Raw genomic sequence first — 19952 nt, 5'->3', positions numbered from 1 at the left:
TTTTCGACCGGGACCGATATCCATTCCCCCTGCAGCGCCACCAGATTTTAACCGCCACCCCGTGCCACCCTGATCCCCCATGCGCAGTCTCGGCGATCCGTGCGAGGCTTTATCACTTCGAAGAGTAGTAGATCGCGTTCGTGGAGACATGAGAGCGGCGTCTTTCCCTGCCGGGAGACAGAGGCAGCCTCGGGATCGTCCTGTTCCGTGTCGACACCGAATTGCGCCCACACGGATCGCGCAGTCGTCCAGTCCGATCTACGACCGAATCGGCATTGCAACCGGTTGCAAAAATGTTATCGTCCGACAACACGAACTGCACCCCGGCGGGATTTGCTCGACGGCCTGCGGAGAGGAGTGTGGCGAATGACTGACACGTCGAACCGTTCTCCCTTGGAGCAGTATGCCCCTACCGGGCCAAAACCAATTCAAATCGAGATCGGCTGCAAAGAGCGTGCCGCGCGGCCATGGGCAGAACGGGCGGCGCATAGGTTCCGGGGCGATCGTCGAGCCCACCGACGATGCCAGACTCCAAGGCACCTCATAGTCGCGCCCATGGCGACCGGCCTGCGCCATGCCGGGTTGCGACTTGGCCCGCCATCCCCCCCGGGGATGGGTCATGCCCACACGGACTGCAAAACCGCCCTCCCCCTGCAAACGGACAGGTGAGTCATGACCCAGCTTCTCGACGGCATTCGCAAGAACAGGTTCGTGGTCTTCGGACGCGCGGGCATGGACATGTTCGCCGATCCACCGGGCACCAAAGCCGAGGTCGCTGAAACCTTCCGCTCCGGTCTTGGCGGATCCTCTGCCAATATCTGCGCGGGGCTGTGCAAGCTGGGCGGAGCCTCCGCGTTGGTGACCTCGGTGTCCAACGATTGTGTCGGCCGGTTCTGTATCAACCAGCTTCGCGGCTACGGGGTCGAAACACGATACCTGCGCGTTCTGGACGGCGAGCACCGCATCTCTCTGGCGGTCTACGAGAGCACGATGGAGGATTTCCAGCTCTGCATCTACCGCAACAACGCCGTCGACTTTCAGGTCACGACGGAAGACGTCGACCGGGTCGACTACGCGGCCTTTGGCGCCCTGATCACCGCCGGAACCGTCTTCGCGGCCGAACCCTCCCGCAGTTCCACATTCCGGGCGTTCGAAAATGCCCGGAAGGCGGGCATTCCGGTGATCTTCGACATCGACTACCGCCCCTATTCCTGGCCATCCCCCGAGATCGCCGCAGAGGTCCTGTCGCGGGCGGGGGCGGAAAGCGACCTGATCGTCGGCAATGACGAAGAATTCGGGTTCATGGCCGGTGACATCGGGAAAGGACTCGACAAGGCGCGCGAACTCGCTGAACGCCCTGGCCGCATCGTGATCTACAAGATGGGCCAAGACGGCGCCATCACGTTCACCGAAGGACGGGAAATCCGGACCGGAATCTATCCCGTCACCGCCGTGAAACCCAATGGGGCGGGCGACAGCTTCATGGCGGGCCTGCTCGCGGGGCTCGCCGAAGGACGGGGCCTACGCGCGGCGGTCCAGCGCGGCTCGGCCTGTGCCGCCATCGTTGTGTCAAACCCCGGCTGCGCTCCGGCCATGCCGACCACCGCCGAACTCGAAGAGTTTCTCCGCAATCACCCCGGCCCGACCCGGGCGGACTGAAAGGCCCAACCATGCACATCCCCCCGTTCGACAACCGGAACGCGCCCATCGTCGACGCCGACAACCCGACGGTTCCGCTGAACTATTTCAATATCGTCAAACTGAAGGCCGGCGAGGCCTTTGAATACCGGGTTCCAGGCTATGAAACCTGCATCGTGCCCGCCACCGGCACGGTGGATGTCGAGGTCGAAGGGGTCGCCTTCCCGCGTCTCGGCAACCGAGGCGTCGATGTCTGGGATGGCGAGCCGGAAGGCGTCTATGTCCCGGTCGGCGCGAAGGCGCAGATGGTCTGCGTGTCCGCGACGGCCGAGGTTTTCGTCGCCGGGGCACGATATGACACGGTGCTGGAGCCCTTCGATGTGCGCGGGGACGGCATCGACCCTGTCCAGTACGGCTCGGACGACACCAAGACCCACCGCAAGATCAAGCACATTCTCGGGCAGAAGCAGCACGGCAAGGTCGGACGCCTGCTGGTCTCCGAACTGTTCACGGTCGGCCAGGGCGGGTGGTCGGGGTTTCCCTCGCACAAGCACGATACCGACCGCCTGCCTGATGAAACCCGCCATGACGAGACCTACAACTTCCGTTTCCGCCCGCGCCATGGCTCCGGTGTGCAGATGCTCCAGCGGGTGGATAACGAGCCCGGCGACGCCTACCATATCGTCGATGGTTCCACGATCCTGCTCGACCGGGGCTACCATCCCTGCGCCGCGCTTCCGGGATACGAGATGTACTACTTCACCATTCTGGGCGGGCTGAGCCAACGTTCGCTGGTGCAGTTCTTTCAGCCGACACATGCCGATCAGTTGGAGACGATCCCCGGGATCAAGGACATGGTGGCGAAGTTCAAATGACTCTGGCAACGCTTGCAGAAGTTCTGCAACCGGCCCTGAAGCACGGCCATGCGGTCGGTGGGCTCGTCACGCAGGGCTGGGAGGACATGCGCGCCTACGTGGCCGCCGCCGAGGCCGAACAGGTGCCGGTCATCCTGCAAGCCGGCCCGTCCTGTCGCGAACACACGCCGCTGCCCATCCTTGGGCGCATGTTCCGGCATCTGGCGGAGGCCGCTTCGGTTCCGGTCGTGGCGCATCTCGATCACGGGTACACGTTCGAGGAATGCCGGATGGCGCTCGACTGCGGGTTCACCTCGTTGATGTATGACGGCTCCCGGAAGCCGCTTGCCCGCAACATCGACGAAACCGCCGCCGTCGTCGAACTGGCCCATGGCGCGGGGATTTCCTGCGAGGGCGAGGTCGGGTTCGTCGGCTATTTCGACGGCGCTTCCTCTGCCGGAACTGATCCTGCGGAAGCTGCGCTTTTCGCGCAGAGCACCAGTGTCGATGCAATGGCAATCTCCGTCGGCAATGTTCACCTTCAGACGCAGTGCGGCGCAGGGCTGGACGAGCAACGGATCCGGCAGATCGAGGCGGTCACAAACCTGCCACTGGTGATCCACGGTGGATCCGGCGTGCCGGCGGCACAGCGCCGGACACTCGCCGCCCGTTCGGCCATCTGCAAGGTCAATATCGGCACCGAGTTGCGCATGGCCTTCGGCAAGGCCCTGCGGGCAGCGGTGGACCGTGACCGCGCCCGCTTCGATCGCCTGGAGATCCTGAAGGAAACGCATGACCCGCTCGTCGCGGCAACACGAGCGGTGCTGCGCACCCTGAGCAAGCCACAGGAGAGTTAGCGGCTTTTCCCGCCTGAAGGGGTGGCCGGGGCAGGATGGACCGTGTCTGCGTCAGCACCGGCCCGTTGCTCCCGGAAGCGCCGCGTGAGGAGCCGCCGGAGCTTGCGCCGGGACGTTCGATGCCGTACCGCGCGACCCGGCAGACCGTTGACGCCGCAGCAATCTCCGCCCCAGCGATGGCGTCCCCTGACGCTGATCCCAAGCGGTTCCCGGCACGGGCGGCGCCCCGCGACCCGTCCGGCCACGACGGTGATCGCCCCCCCAGCCCCGCGGCTCTGCGACCACTCCCGGTGGCCGAAGGCGCCTTTGCGCTCAATCGTCCGCTCCCGCAGCCTTAAGGATCAACGCGTCATCAGCGCTAGCGACACGACATTCTGCACCAACCGAACCGCCCCGGCAGAGATACCCGCCGCCCGTTGCCCGAGCGATGTCCGGGGCCAGTTGCAACCGGATGTCGCACCCGGTGTCGGAGGGATGGGCAATACTGGGCCTTTCGGCATATAGACGGCCTGAGTTTTACAAATATAGACAAATGCCACGTGTACCTGTAGGCCACGACCCACAGCGGGACCGAAATGCCCCGCCCTCCGGCAAAGCGAATGAACAACGCCTTGGCGCAACAGGTGCTGCCAGAGGTCCGTGCTGACATCTGACGCCAGTGGGAACGCCACCCCGGCAAGTCCCGGGAAACCTGCGGAGCAAGTCCGCACAACCAGAAACGCAATTCGGCAGCTCCGCAGGGAAGCGGCGCGAACCACCAAGGAGAAGCAAATTGGGAACGTTGACCGGCAAGAAAGTCTTCATCACCGGAGCCGAACAGGGCATCGGGTATCACACCGCCAAGTGCCTGATCGACGCCGGGTGCGATATCTACATTCACTACTTTAACGGCGTTGAGGGGCCGGAGAAACTCGTCGAGCTGGCGACCTCTCTGGGGCAACGCGCAGCATTCGGGCCGGCGGACCTCACCAAGGGAGAGGAAGCAGAAAAGATCGTGGCCGACGCCGTCGCGTTTCTCGGGGGAATGGATGTTTTGATCAACAACGTTGGCGGGATCATCGCGCGGAAGTGGCTGGGTGAGATCGATCCCGACTACTGGCAGACCGTGATCGACGTCAACATGACGACGATGCTCAACGTGACCCAGGCCGCCCTGCCGCACCTGAAGGCCGCAGAGGACGGCGCAAGCGTCGTCAACCTCGCCTCCCTGGCCGGTCGTTCCGGCGGCCATTCCGGGTCGCTGAGCTACTCCATGACCAAGGGCGCGGTGTTGACATGGACACGGTCATTGTCCGCCGAACTGGGTGAATTCGGCATTCGTGTCAATGCCGTCGCTCCGGGTCTGATCCTGGGGACACGGTTTCACAACCAGCACACCACTCGGGAATCCGCCGAAGAGACGGTCAAGGGTATCCCGCTGGGACGCGCGGGAACGCCGGAGGACGTCGCCAGAACCATCACGTTCCTTGCCTCGGAATATGATGGCTTCATCAGCGGGGCCACGATCGACGTGAATGGTGGCATCTACCGTATGTAACCCGACAGATTGTGCCGCCAGCGCGGCACCATCCCACAGGAGGAAACATGATCAAATCTCCGATCATCCACCCACAGCTTCTTGCCGCGCTGGCAAGGGCCGGTCACAAGTCGCGCATCCTTGTTGCCGATGCCAATTATGCGTTCGTGACCAACGCATCGCCGCAGGCCGAGATCGTGTATCTGAACTTCGCGCCGGGGATGATTTCCAGCGCGGCGATTCTTGATGGGCTGTGCAAGCTTATCAATGTCGAACAGGCGACAATGATGGCGTGGCCCGCCGATTTCGAGAACTCCGCTCATGCGGAATACACCGGGATCCTTCCTCCCCGCACACCACTCGAACTGGTCGACAGGGAGGCGTTCTACGCAGCCGTCAAAGCGCCCGATACGCTATTGGTTGTCGCGAGCGGCGAGACCCGGAGGTTTGCGAATATCCTTCTGACCGTCGGCCCGGTTATCTCCTGAAGTTGCAGGCAGGCGCACTTGCAGATCGTCAACAGGCTCGGACAGGGGTGCCCATGGCGTGGGCGTGTTAAAAACGACAAATTTTGGCAAATACCCGGTCTGCGCCGGTGAACCGTGTTTGGCGTTGCGAGGATGCGCCGCAATCGCCGGGCGTCCCGGGAGTTGCTTCCTTTCGCTCAATGAACATCCCGCTGATCTGCTACCGTTTTGAGGACGGGTTTGGAGCGATCAGTCGCAAAGATTCACCAGCCGACACGACCGACTGTGCCGTTGGCTTTCCCCCAACATGCCGCCGGCGGCGCGACTCGGCGGCGCCCCGGTTTCTCACGCATCCGGCCGATTGCGAATGGCTGGGACAGGCGGACGTGACGGGGCGCGCAATCAACGGCGCCCCTGCCCCGGCCACCAATAAACTAGCGTGTGAACGACTGCACGTTGCCGGCATCAACGTTCAGGATGTTGCCGGTCGACTTGGCGGATGCCTCCGAGACCAGGAAATACGCCGCCTCGGCGATGTCTTCCGGCAGGACGGAGCGCTTGAGAAGCGACCGTTGACGGTACATCTCCTCCAAACCCTCCTTGTCGGTGCTGTAGGTGTCGGCACGCTGTTCCAGCCAGTCACCGGACCAGATCCGCGAGCCGCGCAACACCGCATCAGGGTTGACGACATTGACGCGAATACCCTCCGGCGCGCCTTCGAGCGCAAGGCATCGGGCCAGATGGATCTCGCTGGCCTTGGCCGTGCAATAGGCCGAGGCATTGGGCGAGGCCGCGAGCCCGTTCTTGGAGGCCACGAAGACCACCGCGCCGCCGATCCCCTGCGCTTTCATCAGCCGGAACCCCGCGCGAGACACGAGGAAATACCCTGTCGACAGGATCGACATGTTGTGGTTCCAGAGATCCAGGCTGGTGTCCTCGATCGGTGCGGAGGAGGCAATGCCGGCGTTCGACACCAGCAAGTCCACCCCGCCGAAGTCCCGCGCGGCAGCGGCGAAGGCCGCGTCCACCGCGCTCTCGTCGGTCACGTCGAGGGCAACGGCCCGAACCACGTCGGCAGAGTGCCGCGCCGCCAGTGCTGCGCGGGTCTCCTCCAACGCATCCTCGGCAATATCGGTCAGCACGACACAGGCGCCTTCCCGCAAAAACCGTTCAGCGGTGGCCGATCCAATGCCCCCGGCGGCCCCGGTCACGAGCGCCACCCGCCCGGCAAGCGGCTTGGGCTTCGGCATGCGCTGCAACTTGGCTTCTTCAAGCAGCCAATACTCGATGTCGAAGGCCTCCTGCTCTGGCAGGCCGCGATACTCCGACACCGCCGAGGCACCACGCATCACGTTGATCGCATTGACATAGAACTCGCCGGAGATCCGCGCCGTCGCCTTGTCCTTCGCGAAGGTGATCATGCCCACGCCCGGCACAAGGTAGACCACCGCATTGGGATCGCGCATGGCCGGACTGTCGTCGCGTTTGCATCGGTCGTAGTAGGCGGCGTAGTTGTCGCGATAGGCGGCAACGGATGCCGCCAGACCGTCCAGCAGCGCGGCCACATCCGGTTTCGCGGGATCGAAATCCACCACCAGCGGACAAATCTTCGTGCGCAGGAAGTGGTCCGGGCAGCTTGTCCCGAGCGCGGCGAGCGCCGGCATCTCCCTGGCGTTCACGAAGTCCAGCACCGCGGGCTGATCGTCGAAATGCCCCACCATGTGCTGGGCGCCGGAGACCATGCCGCGAATGGCTGGCATCAGTTCCGAGGCGACGGCAGCGCGCGCCTGTGCATCGAGGGACGCGTGGACCGCACCGCCGAACGCCGGCTTCCCAGCCGTCCGCTCGTCGAACCAGGCGATGGCGCGATTGATCGTTTCGATGGTCAGCTCGTAGCAATCCAGTGCCGTGTCGGCCCAGGTGAAAAGCCCGTGTGATTCGAGAATGACGCCCTTCGCGTCCGGATTCTTCAGGCAGAAATCCTCCAGCCAGAGGCCCAGTTCGTAGCCCGGCCGCTTCCACGGCAACCAGCCGATATCGTCGCCGAAGATCTCCTGCGTGAGCGCTTTCGATTCGGCGGAGGCGGCGATGGCGATGATCGCGTCGGGGTGGACATGATCGACATGCGGGCGCGGAACATAGGCATGCAGCGGCGTGTCGATGGAGGCGGCGCGCGGGTTCAGGTTGAACGTGCAATGGGGCAGATAGCCCACCATCTCGTCCTCGTGCTCAGGCCCGCGGTAGAGTCCTTTCAACGCCTCCAGCTTGTCCATGTAGAGCGTCGAGAACCCGGCCCGATCAATGGAGCCAAGATCACCACCGGACCCCTTGACCCAAAGGACCTGCGTCTCCCTGCCCGTCAGCGGATCGGTCTCGGCAATCTTGGCGGAGGTGTTGCCGCCGCCATAGTTGGTCACACGCTTGTCGGAACCGAGCAGGTTTGATCGGTAGATGAGCAGGTCCGACTCGCTCATCGAGGCGGCACGGCTGGCATCCCAGCGGCTGTCCAGACGGCCGTTTTCCATATCTTTCGTCATGGTTTTGCTCCTCCCCAGAGCGCACGTAATCTGTCAAATCTGTGCACAGGCTGATAATCTATCCACTCAAAGTCAATCACAAATGATCATTATCCGCTCGAATTGAGCATCAGTGGCCGCTTGATGATCGAAAATGATTGACACTGAGCAGAAACCAGACCAACGTCGACACCAGGGAGAACGAAATGCACGAGTCGGAACGCCACAGGGTTATCCTATCCGCCGTCGAAGACAGGCCGGTGGTCACTGTGGCAGATCTGTGCGCGCTGACCGGAGCCTCCGAGGCAACCGTCCGGCGCGACATCGCAGCATTGCACATGCAAAAGAAGCTGCGCCGGGTGCGCGGTGGCGCCGAAGCCATTGCCCCGCCGAAATTCGTCGGGCTGGCCGGGCACCCCTTCACCATCAACCAGACCCGCAAGATGGCCGAGAAACAAGCGATCGCGCTCGCCGCTGCGGAACTCTGCCAGGATGGCGATTCGATCATCATCAACGGCGGAACAACGACCTTCCAGATGGTGCACCCGCTGGCCAATCAACGCCTTCAGGTCTTCACCAACAGTTTTCCGATCGCCGAGCACCTGCTCAAGAATTCAAAGAACACGGTGATGGTGCCGGGCGGTGTCATCTATCGCGAACAGAACATCATCCTGTCGCCATTCGACAATGACGTCTCCGCCAATTTCTACGCCCGGCGCATGTTCATGGGCATTCACGGGATCGGCCGGCTCGGCCTGATGGAAAATGACCCGCTGCTGATCCAGGCCGAACAGAAACTGATCGGCCAGGCTGATGAACTGGTCGTCCTGGCGGATTCGACGAAGTTCCAGAACCGCTCCAGCCTCGTGCTCTGCGCGCTGGACCGGATCGACATGGTGATCACGGATGACGGAATCGACGACGACAGCGCCGCGATGCTGGAGGCCTCTGGCGTTCGGCTGATCGTCGCGTCCGTCGATGCGAAACGCAAGACAACCTCGCAGGCCGGATAGAGGCCGGGCTGCGGGCAGGACATCAACGCTCAAGGGAGGAAACCACAATGAGCATTTTCAGGAAGGCCCTGACCACGGCCACGATTGCCGCGACCATGGTCGCGGGTACCGCACAGGCCGACGACATGCGTATCGCGCTTGTCGTCAAGGCACTCGGGATCGGCTTCTTCGAGGCCGCCGCGAAGGGCGCCGAGGAGGCCGCCGAGGAACTTGGTGGCGTCGAGATCATCTATACCGGTCCGACCGACACCACCGCCGAGGGCCAGATCGAAGTGATCAACTCGCTGATCGCGCAGCAGGTCGACGCGATCGCGGTTTCTGCCAATGACACCGACGCGCTGGTGCCGACCCTCCAGAAAGCGATGAAGCGCGGGATTACCGTGATATCCTGGGATTCCGGCGTTGCCGAGGAGGGCCGCCAGCTGCACCTCAACCCGTCGTCCAACCCGCTGATCGGCAACATGATCATCAAGCTCGCCGCCGATCACCTGCCCGATGGCGGCGACGTTGCCGTATTGTCGGCCACCACGACCTCGACCAACCAGAACATCTGGATCGAGGAAATGACGAAGGTCCTGCCGAACTACCCCGGCATCAACGTCGTCGCGACAGTCTATGGCGATGACCTCGCCGACAAATCCTACCGCGAGGCCACCGGCCTGATGCAGACGCACCCGGACCTGAAGGCGATCATCGCGCCGACCTCCGTGGGCATCGTGGCCGCCGCCCAGGCCGTGGTCGATGCCGACAAGGTTGGCCAGGTGAACGTGACCGGCCTCGGCCTGCCCTCCGAGATGGCCGGTGCCATCGAATCCGGGGCCTCCAAGTCCTTCGCGATCTGGAACCCGATCGACCTTGGCTATTCCGCCACGATGCTGGCCCACAGCCTTGCCTCCGGGGCCGCCGAAGCCGCGCCGGGTGCCGAGATCCCGATGGGGCGCATGGGCACGCTGACGTTGGACGAGAACACCAACGGCGCCATGGCTGACCCGTTCGTCTACGACAGCTCCAACATCGACGAGTTCAAGAGCATCTTCTGATCCCGCTCCAAGCGAACGGCACCGGCGTATTCCGCGCCGGTGCACCATCAGGACACACTCAGGCTGGGATATGAAATGTACGTCAGCCCCGATGTCAGCCCCGACGTCACCCCGGACGTCCGCAAGGCAGCAGACGCCCTCATGACAGACCCGATCCTTTCCCTCGACGGCATTACCAAGATCTTCCCGGGCGTGCGTGCGCTCTCCGATGTCAGGCTCGATCTCTATCCCGGCCAGGTCACTGCGCTCGTGGGGGAGAACGGTGCCGGCAAGTCGACCATCGTCAAGGTGCTCACCGGCATCTACCAGCCCGAAGAGGGCACGATACGCGTCGACGGTCAGGAGACCCATTTCCCCACCGCCCAGCACGCCGCCGATGCCGGCATTACCGCCATCCATCAGGAAACCGTGCTCTTCGACGAGCTGTCCGTGGCGGAGAACATCTACATCGGCCACGCCCCGCGCGGGAAATACGGGCTGATCGACACCGCCAGAATGCGCCGGGACGCCAAGGAACTTCTGGACCGCGTGGGTGCCGAGATCGACCCCGCCGTACCGCTCAAGGACCTCGGCATTGCCAACAAGCACCTCGTGGCGATCTCCCGCGCGCTGTCCATCGATGCCCGCGTCGTGATCATGGACGAACCGACCGCCGCGCTCAGCCAGAAGGAGATCGAGGAGCTTTACGAGTTGGTCGATCGCCTGAAGGCCGAGGGCAAGGCGATCCTTTTCATCAGCCACAAGTTCGACGAGATCTTCCGCATCGCGGACCGCTATACCGTGTTCCGCGACGGCCAGTATGTCGGCGCGGGCGCCATGGCCGATATCACCGAAGATGACCTCGTCCGGCTGATGGTCGGCCGCTCGGTCGACAATATCTTCCCTGAGCGGGAGGCCTCGCCCGGCGAGGAACTGCTTCAGGTCTCCGGATACAGCCACCCGACCGAGTTCGAAGACATCTCCTTCACCCTCCGCAAGGGCGAAATCCTGGGGTTCTACGGCCTCGTCGGGGCCGGTCGCTCCGAGGTCATGCAGGCGCTGTTCGGGATCACGAAACCCTCGGCCGGGTCGCTCGTAGTCGACGGGCAACCGCGCCAGATCCGCTCTGCCGCCGAAGCCGTCGAGGCAGGTATCGTCTATGTGCCGGAAGATCGCGGCAAACAGGGCGCAATCATCGGCCTCCCGATCTTCCAGAACGTCACCCTGCCCTCTCTCGACCGCACGTCGAAGAACGGGTTCACCAGGCTGGCCGAAGAGTTCGCACTGGCACGGAAATACACCGAGCGGCTCGACCTGCGGGCAGCATCCCTCGACCAGGATGTCGGCAACCTCTCCGGCGGCAACCAGCAGAAGGTGGTGATCGCCAAATGGCTCGCCACCGAACCCAAGATCATCATCCTCGACGAGCCGACCAAGGGAATCGACATCGGCTCCAAGGCCGCCGTCCACGCCTTCACCGCCGAACTGGCGGCACAGGGTCTGGCTGTCATCATGGTTTCCTCCGAGATCCCCGAAATCGTCGGCATGTCCGACCGGGTGATCGTCATGCGCGAAGGGCGCATGGTTGCCGAACTGGAAGGCGACGAGGTGACCCCGGAAACGCTCGTCCGGCACGCAGCCGGCATCTCGGAGGGCTCGGCATGATGTCCCAATTGATCAAGTCGCGCGAAGCCATCCTGCTGGCGGCGATCCTCGGATTGCTGGCGCTCATCGCCTCGCGGTTTCCGGCCTATGTGGAGCCGGGCAACCTCGTCAACGTGTTCAACGACACCTCGACACTGATCATCCTCGCCATGGGGCAGATGTGCGTGATCCTCACCCGCTGCATCGACCTCTCGGTGGCGGCCAACGTGGCGCTCACCGGCATGGTCGTGGCCACGCTCAACACGCTGATGCCGGGGCTGCCCGTCGTCGCCATCCTTGTCATCGCGCTGGTGCTCGGTGCCTGCCTGGGGGCCGTGAACGGATTGCTGGTCTGGAAGCTGCAGATCCCGGCAATCGTCGTCACGCTTGGGACGATGACCATCTTCCGCGGCATCGTCTTCCTGATCTCCGACGGCAAGTGGATCAACGCTCACGAGATGAGCGCTGGCTTCAAGGACTTCCCGCGCATGGAGATCGCCGGCCTGCCGATGCTCTCCTGGATCGCCATCCTCGTGGTCGTCTGCTTCGTGGTGGTGATCAACCGCACCCCGCTCGGCCGCTCCTTCTTTGCCGTTGGCGGCAACCCGAACGCGGCGGTCTATACCGGGATCGATGTCGGCCGGACGCAGTTTCTCGCCTTCACCATCTCCGGCATGATGGCCGGGCTGACAGGCTACCTCTGGGTGTCGCGCTTCGCCGTGGCTTATGTGGACATCGCCGGCGGCTTCGAACTCGAGGTCGTCGCGGCCTGTGTCATCGGCGGCATCTCCATCGCCGGCGGGGTCGGCTCGGTGGCGGGTACGCTCCTTGGTGCTCTCTTCCTCGGCGTCATCAAGAACGCCCTGCCGGTCATCAACATCTCGCCCTTCTGGCAACTCGCGATCTCGGGCAGCGCGATCATTGTCGCCGTCGCCTTCAACGCACAGTCCAGCCGGACCAAGGGCCGGGTCATCCTCAAATCCGCGGAGCAAACGGCATGACCGATGTCAGCAACCACCATGTGCCCGATCGCCTGACGACGCCGCTGCAGCGCACGCTCAGAAGCTGGGAATCGCTCCTGCTTGCCGTCGCCGTCGCGATCTTCCTGCTCAACACCTTCGCCTCGCCCTACTTCCTCAACGCCTGGAACCTGAGCGATGCGACCTTCAACTTCACCGAAAAGGCGATGATCGCCTTCGCCATGGCGCTGGTCATCATCTCCGGTGAGATCGACCTTTCGGTCGCCTCGATCATCGCGCTGGTCTCGACAGCCATGGGCGCTGCAGCCGAGGTGGGCGTGGGTACGCCCGGCATCGTGCTGATCGGCCTTGGCGTCGGATTGGCCTGCGGCGCCTTCAATGGCGCGCTGGTCACAGGGCTGGGGCTGCCGTCGATCGTCGTGACGATCGGCACCATGAGCCTCTTTCGCGGGATCTCCTATATTGTCCTCGGCGATCAGGCCTACATGAACTACCCCGACAGCTTCGCCTGGTTCGGACAGGGCTACGTGTTCTGGGTCATCACGGTGGAGCTTGTCTTTTTCCTCGCCTTCGCTGTGATTTATGGGGTGCTCTTGCACAAGACCAACTTCGGCCGGGCGGTCTATTCCATCGGCAACAATCCGGTCGGGGCGATGTTCTCCGGCATCCGGGTCAAGCGTGTGAAGTTCATCCTGTTCCTGCTGACCGGCCTGATGGCCGCCGTCGCCTCGGTCTGCCTGACCTCCCGGCTCGGGTCCACCCGCCCCTCCATCGCCTTCGGAATGGAGCTGGAGGTGGTCACCATGGTCGTGCTGGGCGGGGTCAACATCCTCGGCGGTTCGGGCTCGATCCCCGGCGTGGTGATCGCGGCTTTCGTGATGGGGCTCGTCACCTTCGGGCTCGGCCTGTTGAACGTGCCGGGCATCGTGATGTCGATCTTCATCGGTCTGCTGCTGATCGGGGTCATCGCCCTGCCCCGTCTCTGGAACCAGTTCCGCCAGGCGAGGCGCTGACATGGAGAAATATGCCTTCCGAATGCGCCTCAACCCCGGCTGCCGCGAGGAGTACCAGCGCCGCCACGATGCAATCTGGCCCGAGCTGGCAGAGCTGCTGCGCGGGGCCGGAATCTCGGATTATTCGATCCATCTCGACCCTGAAACCGACCTGCTCTTCGGCGTGCTCTGGCGGGCTGACGATCACCGCATGGACAGCCTGCCAGAAACGGAGATCATGCAGCGCTGGTGGGCGCATATGGCAGACATCATGGAAACCCAGGCCGACAACAAACCCGTCGTGGTCGAGCTTGAAACGGTATTTCACCTGCCATGAGCACGTATCGCCACGTCGCCGTCATCGACATCGGCAAGACCAACGCCAAGCTTGCCATGGTCGATATGGACACGCTCGCGGAGATCGATGTCCGGACCACGCCCAACACGGTCCTTGACGCCGCGCCCTACCCGCATTTCGACACCAATCACCTCTGGGCCTTCATCCTTGAGGGCCTCGCGGTGTTTCAGCAGGTACACGGGATAGACGCGATCAGCGTGACCACCCACGGCGCGTCGATCGTGTTGCTTGACAGGCACGGCGGACTGGCAGCGCCGGTACTGGATTACGAACACCCCGGACCGGACGCACTGGCGGGCGAGTACGATGCCATTCGGCCGGGGTTTGCCCAAACCGGCGCACCTCGATTGCCGATGGGATTGAACGTCGGTGCGCAATTGCACTGGCTGCTGGAAACACAACCCGGGTTGCGCCGGCGGGTGGCGAAGGTGGTCACCTACCCGCAGTTCTGGGTGGCGCGGCTCACCGGGGTCGCCTGCACCGAGGTGACGTCACTCGGCTGCCACACCGACCTGTGGCAGCCAGAGGCCGGGCGCTTCAGCGCGCTGCCCGACCGGCTCGGGATCGCCGACAGGATCGCGCCTGTCCGACGTGCTACCGACACCGTTGGCACCTTGCTGCCGATGCTGGCGCGAGCGACCGGCCTGCCTGACACGACACCCGTTTTCTGCGGCATCCACGATTCAAACGCCTCGCTCTATCCGCATCTGCTGGCGCTCTCGGCGCCCTTCTCCGTCCTGTCGACCGGCACATGGGTCATTGCCATGGCGCTCGGCGCCGAAGGGCAGGCGCTCGATCCCGAACGGGACACGCTGGTGAACGTCAATGCCCTCGGCAGCCCGGTACCATCGGCCCGGTTCATGGGTGGGCGAGAATACGCGCTGCTGATGGGCGAGGACCGCATCGACCCAACGCCGCAGGACGTCACTTTCGTGCTGGCTCGAAACGCCATGCTGCTGCCGGCAGTGGTTCCGGAATCCGGGCCGTTTCAGGGGCGCAGGCCGGAATGGACCATCGACGAGGCCGATCTGACACCCGGCCAACGGGCCGCCGTCGTCTCTCTCTACCTGGCGATGATGGCCGAGACCTGCCTGTCGATGATCAGTGCCCGCGGGCCGACGCTCACCGAAGGCCCCTTTGCCCGCAACCGGCTGTTCCTCGACATGCTGGCCGAAGCAACCGGACGGCCCGTGCTCCTCCCCGGCGGGTCGGCCACCGGAACAAGCATCGGCGCCGCGCTGCTGACACGGGGGGACGGCGCGACCCTCTCCGAAAAGCCGACACCCCATCCGCCGCTTGAAGCGGAGCTGGCGCAAGCCTTCCGAACCTATGCTGCCACCTGGCGCAACGCCTGCCTGCCACGGCACGCGGCAACTGCCTGAAGACAAGGATACTGACATGACCCGTCCCGACTACACCGCCGCTCAGGAAGCATTCGCGCAGTGGGGCGTCGATACCGAGGCCGCGCTTGATCGTCTGGCCACAATTCCGATCTCGGTACATTGCTGGCAGGGCGACGACGTCGTGGGCTTCGAGGGGGTGACCGCGGGCAGCGGCGGCGGCATCCAGGCCACGGGCAACCACCCCGGCCGGGCCCGCACGCCGGACGAGCTGCGCGCCGATCTGGAGTTTGCCTATGCCAATATCCCCGGCAATCATCGGCTGAACCTCCATGCGAGCTACCTCGACAGTGACGAAACCCCGGAGCGGGACGCGCTGGAATACAAGCATTTCGCACCCTGGGTGGACTGGGCGAAGGAAAACGGGCTCGGGCTCGACTTCAACCCGACCTTCTTTGCCCACCCGAAGGCCGACGACAACCTGACGCTCGCGCATCCCGACAAGGGCATTCGCGACTTCTGGATCCGCCACGGCCAGATCTGCCGCGAGATTGCCGTGCGGATCGGACAGGAACAGGGGTCAGCCTGCGTCAACAATATCTGGGTGCCGGATGGCTTCAAGGATATCCCGGTCGACCGCATGACGGCACGGGCGCGGCTGGAGGCGTCGCTGGACGAGATGCTGGCACAGCGGTTCGACAAGACGCAGCTTCTCGACGCGGTGGAGAGCAAGCTTTTCGGGCTGGGCGTGGAGGCCTGCACCGTCGGCAGCCACGAGTTCTACCTCGGCTACGCAATCCGCAAGGGAACCCTTCTGTGCCTCGACATGGGCCATTTCCACCCCACGGAGAACATCGCCGACAAGCTCTCCTCCGTTGCGTTGTCCGTCGACGAGATCCTGCTCCATGTCAGCCGCCCGATGCGCTGGGACAGCGACCACGTGATCCTGCTCAACGATGACATCCTCGCAATGGCACAGGAACTGGTCTTTGCCGACCTGCTCGGGCGCACCCACATCGGGCTCGACTTCTTCGACGCCACGATCAGCCGCACCGCCGCCTGGGTTGTCGGCACGCGCAACATGCAGAAGGCGCTGCTGCGCGCGCTGTTGCAACCCATGGAGATGCTGCAGTCCCGGGAAGCCGAATTGAACTTCACCGACAGGTTCATCCTGACCGAGGAGCTCAAGGACCTGCCCTATGGCGCGGTCTGGGATGCCTTCTGCGAGCGCCAGTCGGTGCCCACCGGCCTGACGCTGCTCAACACGCTCAACACCTATCAGGCCTCCGTGGCCGACCGTTCATAAGGAGGGCACCATGCCCGCATTCACCCACGCCATCTCTTTCGTCGAAGAGGCTGCCCCCTTTGTCCGGCTTTGCTGGGACATGGGCTGGAACGAGGCCAATGGCGGCAATTTCAGCTGGCGCCTGCCGACCGAGGAAATCGAGGCCATCCTGAGGCGCCGTTTCCCGAATGCCAAGCGCCACCCGAGCGTCCGGTTGCAGCAGCCCCAGCCGGAGCTGGACGGCGACTATTTCCTTGTCACCGGCTCCGGACAGTTCTTCCGCCATGCGCTGGAGCACCCGGACGAAGTGTTCGGGATCGTGCAGATCGTCGACAATGGAACCGCCTATCGTCGGGTGTGGGGCTATGCGATGGGCGGGCAACCCACGTCGGAGTTCGCCACCCACCTCGTCGGCCATGCCATCCGCAAGGAAATCTCCGGCGGACGCGAGCGGGTCATCCTGCATTGCCACGTGCCCGAGTTCATCGCGCTCAGCTTCCTGATGCCGCTCGACTCGCGAGAGCTGACGATGGCGCTCTGGCAGAAGATGCCCGAATGCATCGTGATCTTCCCCGACGGGGTGCGCGTGGTGCCGCCGCTGCTGCCCGGCACGGTCAAGATCGCGGAGGCCTCGGCAATCGAGCTGAAGAACAGCCGCGTGATTTCCTGGAGCCATCACGGGATCTTTGCGTCGGAAGAAAGCCCGGAGAAGGTCTTCGCGCTTGTCGAAACCGTCGAGAAGGCCAGCGCGATTCAGCGCCGCGTCCTGTCGGCGGGCGGCCCGCAGCGCGGCATCGAAGAGGGCCTCCTTCAGGAGCTCTGCGACAAGTTCGGCCATATCATGGTCTGCGAACCGGCGTTCCTTGACCCGGGCGACGGACAGGGCAATCCTTGACGCCTGACGACGAGGCGCATGCGCGCCAGAGGCAAGACAGGATCACCACATGACAGGCAGCAAACCCCGCGTGGGGGAACATATCGGCGATTTCAGTTTCGAGGTCGCCGACAGGCCGGACACCATCACGATCGGGCAGACAAAAGACCGCTGGACCATGCTGTTTGTCTATCGCGGCAGGCATTGCCCGCGGTGCAAGCAGTTCCTCAACAAGCTAAACGCGGTCCTGCCCGCATGGACCGAAACCATGGACGTTGTGGTCATATCGGCGGACAGTCGGGAGAAGGCACTCGCGGACAAGGAGGAATTCGGATGGGATTTCGACCTCTGCTACGGGCTGACCGAAGCCCAGATGCGGGCGCTCGGCCTCTACGTTTCCGCCCCGCTGGATGATGCGGAAACGACGGATCTGTTCGCCGAACCCGGCGCGTTCGCCTTCCGCCCGAATGGCGAGTTAATGCTGGTTGATATCTCCAACGGACCCGCCGCACGCCCGGATCTGGACGAGTTGCTGGACGGGATGAAGTTCAACATCGCGAAGGACCGTCCGGTCAGGGGAACTGCCTGACCTCCTCGCTCGCGCAAGTCTGAAGCGAATGGCCCCGTGCAGCGTGCTGCACGGGGCCATTTCATTCGGGACAGGTCAGCGCGCGAGCCAGCCACCGTCCACGTTGAACACTGCTCCGGTGATGTAGTCCGCCGCGGGCGACGCGAGGAACACCGCCGTGCCGGCGATATCGTCGGGCTCGCCCCAGCGGCCTGCGGGAATGCGATCGAGGATCGCCTTGTTCCGCTCGGGATCGTTGCGCAGGGCCTCGGTGTTGTTGGTGGCGATGTAGCCCGGTGCGATGGCATTCACCGTGATGCCCTTCCCCGCCCACTCGTTGGCAAGGATCTTTGTCAGCCCCGCAACCCCGTGCTTGGATGCGGTGTAGGAGGGCACGCGAATGCCACCCTGGAAGCTGAGCAGCGAGGCAATGCTGACGATCTTGCCCGGAGTTTCCCGCGCCAGCGCCGCACGTGCGAACGCCTGGCTGGTGAAGAACAGTGCCTTCAGGTTGACGTCCATGACGTCATCCCAGTCTTCCTCCGAGAAATCCACGGAATCGGCCCGGCGGATGATGCCTGCGTTGTTGATCAGGATGTCGATCTGCCGATCCGCGAAAACCTCTTTGGCGGCCATCGGATCGGAGAAGTCCAGCGCCATGGTTTCGGCGCTGTCGATCATGCCTGCAGTCTCCGAGCAATCCGACCGGCCAGCGCAGATGACATGTGCCCCTGCGCCGCCCATCGCCACGGCAATGGCCTGGCCGATCCCCGTGTTGCTCCCCGTGACAAGCGCGGTTTTGCCCTCAAGCGAGAAAGAGATCATTTGAGGTCCTCGATTGCGACCATGTCCATGTCGGTAAAGCTCATGTTGTCGCCGGCCATCACCCAGCAGAAGGTGTAGGACCCGGTGCCGGCGCCGGAGTGGATCGACCACGGCGGCGAGACGGCGATCTGCTCGTTGGCAACCACGAGGTGACGGGTTTCATCCGGCTTCCCCATGAAGTGGAAGACGCGCTGTCCCTCGGCGACATCGAAATAGAGGTAGGCCTCCATGCGGCGGTCATGCAGGTGCGCAGGCATGGTGTTCCAGACCGACCCGCCGTGCAGTTGGGTATAGCCCATCATCAGCTGGCAGGATTTCACGCCATCGGGGTGGATCGACTTGCAGATGGAGCGGTGGTTGGAGGTTTCCTGCGCGCCGAGGGTCACCTGCTCTGCGTCTTCGGGGCGGATCAGCGTCGCCGGGTAAGTCGTGTGCGCGGGGGCGGAGGCAATATAGAAGCGGCCCTCACCTGCAAAGGTGATCGGGCCCATTCCCATCCCGAGATAGAGCATGTCACCCTTGTTCAGCGACCAGCTTTCGCCGCCTGCCGAGACCGTGCCGGTGCCACCGATGTTCAGGATGCCGACTTCGCGGCGATCCAGGAAGCCGTCGGTTCCGGTTTCGTCCACGTGATCGAGAACGAGGTCCGTTCCGGCCGGGACGGCTCCACCGACGATCAGACGGTCGTAATGGGTATAGGTCAGGCGAATCTCGCCTTCGACAAAGGCGCTTTCGACAAGGAAGTTCTCGCGCAGCGCGGCGGTGTCGAACGACTTTGCGGTTGTGGGATCAACGGCATAGATGGATTTGACGGTCAGCATGTGGGGTCCTTTCAGAGAAAATCGTCGCGGCGCGGCGTGAAGCAGTCGACCAGCAGGCCGGCTTCGACACAGACGCAGCCATGTTCGGTGTTGGAGGGGATGACGAAGCAGTCGCCGGCCGAAATCCGGCGGGTGTTTCCGTCCATGGTGAAGTCGAACACACCGGAGGCGACATAGGTCGACTGGGTGTGTGGATGGCTGTGCAACGCGCCGACCCCGCCCGCGGCAAAGCGGAACTCGACGACCATCAGCTCCGGGGTCTCGGCACGCACCCTGCGTTCCGCACCATCGCCGCAGTCGATCCAGACACCGACCTTCGAACTGACGTCGTTCATTCTTTCTTCCTCACGGGAGGTACCAAGGGTGGGTCGGAACTTCCGCGTTG

At 63.6% G+C, this 19952-nt stretch carries 19 protein-coding genes; 15 read left to right on the top strand and 4 right to left on the bottom strand.

All coding sequences use genetic code 11. The features are described 5' to 3' along the window. Positions 1-672: 672 nt before the first annotated feature. The 5 genes from iolC to CLV78_RS03130 all read left to right on the top strand — a co-directional run bounded on the left by iolC (position 673) and on the right by CLV78_RS03130 (position 5353). A complete protein-coding gene (gene iolC / locus CLV78_RS03150; RefSeq protein WP_106203289.1) occupies positions 673-1659 on the top strand; it encodes a 5-dehydro-2-deoxygluconokinase in 987 nt (328 codons plus the stop codon). An 11-nt stretch (positions 1660-1670) separates the two neighbouring features. Further along, on the top strand, positions 1671-2513 hold the full coding sequence (locus tag CLV78_RS03145) for a 5-deoxy-glucuronate isomerase (protein ID WP_106203288.1): 843 nt from the start codon (positions 1671-1673) through the stop codon (positions 2511-2513). Continuing rightward, complete coding sequence (locus tag CLV78_RS03140; RefSeq protein ID WP_106203287.1) at positions 2510-3349, top strand: class II fructose-bisphosphate aldolase; 840 nt, start codon at positions 2510-2512, stop codon at positions 3347-3349. The genes CLV78_RS03145 and CLV78_RS03140 overlap by 4 nt, the downstream gene beginning before the upstream one ends. Before the next feature lie 772 nt (positions 3350-4121). Further along, complete coding sequence (locus tag CLV78_RS03135) at positions 4122-4886, top strand: SDR family NAD(P)-dependent oxidoreductase (RefSeq protein WP_106203286.1); 765 nt, start codon at positions 4122-4124, stop codon at positions 4884-4886. Between the two features lie 47 nt (positions 4887-4933). Then, entirely contained in the window at positions 4934-5353 is a 420-nt protein-coding gene (locus CLV78_RS03130; RefSeq protein WP_106203285.1) for an RbsD/FucU family protein, read from the top strand. A 413-nt stretch (positions 5354-5766) separates the two neighbouring features. On the opposite strand, the gene CLV78_RS03125 is transcribed toward CLV78_RS03130, so the two are convergent. After that, positions 5767-7869 carry a bifunctional rhamnulose-1-phosphate aldolase/short-chain dehydrogenase gene (locus tag CLV78_RS03125; RefSeq protein WP_106203284.1) on the bottom strand — a complete coding sequence of 701 codons (2103 nt, stop codon included), beginning with the start codon at positions 7867-7869 and terminating at the stop codon, positions 5767-5769. Positions 7870-8054: 185 nt separating this feature from the next. Between CLV78_RS03125 and CLV78_RS03120 the strand changes: the two genes are divergently transcribed. The 10 genes from CLV78_RS03120 (at position 8055) to CLV78_RS03075 (ending at position 17942) form a co-directional block, all read left to right on the top strand. Further along, entirely contained in the window at positions 8055-8861 is an 807-nt protein-coding gene (locus CLV78_RS03120; protein ID WP_106203283.1) for a DeoR/GlpR family DNA-binding transcription regulator, read from the top strand. A 47-nt stretch (positions 8862-8908) separates the two neighbouring features. Continuing rightward, positions 8909-9901: a rhamnose ABC transporter substrate-binding protein gene (gene rhaS / locus CLV78_RS03115; protein WP_106203282.1), complete on the top strand. Its 993-nt coding sequence runs from the start codon at positions 8909-8911 to the stop codon at positions 9899-9901. A gap of 141 nt (positions 9902-10042) precedes the next feature. Further along, a complete protein-coding gene (locus CLV78_RS03110) occupies positions 10043-11545 on the top strand; it encodes a sugar ABC transporter ATP-binding protein (protein ID WP_106203748.1) in 1503 nt (500 codons plus the stop codon). Continuing rightward, positions 11545-12525, top strand: coding sequence for an ABC transporter permease (locus CLV78_RS03105; protein WP_106203747.1), 981 nt, complete (start codon positions 11545-11547; stop codon positions 12523-12525). The genes CLV78_RS03110 and CLV78_RS03105 overlap by 1 nt, the downstream gene beginning before the upstream one ends. Beyond that, positions 12522-13517: an ABC transporter permease gene (locus CLV78_RS03100; RefSeq protein WP_106203281.1), complete on the top strand. Its 996-nt coding sequence runs from the start codon at positions 12522-12524 to the stop codon at positions 13515-13517. Before CLV78_RS03105 ends, CLV78_RS03100 begins: the two co-directional genes overlap by 4 nt. Before the next feature lies 1 nt (position 13518). After that, positions 13519-13833 (top strand): L-rhamnose mutarotase, encoded by a 315-nt coding sequence (gene rhaM / locus CLV78_RS03095; protein ID WP_106203280.1) that lies wholly within the window; start codon positions 13519-13521, stop codon positions 13831-13833. Further along, a complete protein-coding gene (locus CLV78_RS03090; RefSeq protein ID WP_106203279.1) occupies positions 13830-15236 on the top strand; it encodes an FGGY-family carbohydrate kinase in 1407 nt (468 codons plus the stop codon). The genes rhaM and CLV78_RS03090 overlap by 4 nt, the downstream gene beginning before the upstream one ends. 16 nt (positions 15237-15252) lie before the next feature. Continuing rightward, positions 15253-16500, top strand: coding sequence for an L-rhamnose isomerase (locus CLV78_RS03085; RefSeq protein WP_106203278.1), 1248 nt, complete (start codon positions 15253-15255; stop codon positions 16498-16500). A gap of 10 nt (positions 16501-16510) precedes the next feature. Then, entirely contained in the window at positions 16511-17374 is an 864-nt protein-coding gene (rhaD, locus tag CLV78_RS03080) for a rhamnulose-1-phosphate aldolase (RefSeq protein ID WP_106203277.1), read from the top strand. A gap of 49 nt (positions 17375-17423) precedes the next feature. Then, on the top strand, positions 17424-17942 hold the full coding sequence (locus CLV78_RS03075; protein ID WP_106203276.1) for a redoxin domain-containing protein: 519 nt from the start codon (positions 17424-17426) through the stop codon (positions 17940-17942). 75 nt (positions 17943-18017) lie between these two features. On the opposite strand, the gene kduD is transcribed toward CLV78_RS03075, so the two are convergent. Genes kduD through CLV78_RS03060 form a run of 3 tightly spaced genes read right to left on the bottom strand, consistent with a single transcriptional unit; the run spans position 18018 to position 19902 of the window. Beyond that, positions 18018-18746, bottom strand: a complete 729-nt coding sequence (gene kduD, locus CLV78_RS03070) for a 2-dehydro-3-deoxy-D-gluconate 5-dehydrogenase KduD (protein WP_106203275.1) — start codon at positions 18744-18746, stop codon at positions 18018-18020. Next, positions 18743-19567, bottom strand: a complete 825-nt coding sequence (gene kduI / locus CLV78_RS03065; protein ID WP_106203274.1) for a 5-dehydro-4-deoxy-D-glucuronate isomerase — start codon at positions 19565-19567, stop codon at positions 18743-18745. The genes kduD and kduI overlap by 4 nt, the downstream gene beginning before the upstream one ends. Before the next feature lie 11 nt (positions 19568-19578). After that, entirely contained in the window at positions 19579-19902 is a 324-nt protein-coding gene (locus CLV78_RS03060) for a cupin domain-containing protein (RefSeq protein WP_106203273.1), read from the bottom strand. Positions 19903-19952: the final 50 nt, after the last annotated feature.

The organism is Aliiruegeria haliotis (assembly GCF_003003255.1).
GTDB classification, from domain to species: domain Bacteria; phylum Pseudomonadota; class Alphaproteobacteria; order Rhodobacterales; family Rhodobacteraceae; genus Tropicimonas; species Tropicimonas haliotis.
Note: the sequence above shows the minus strand (reverse complement) of the source record. Positions and strands in the feature narration are given on the sequence as shown.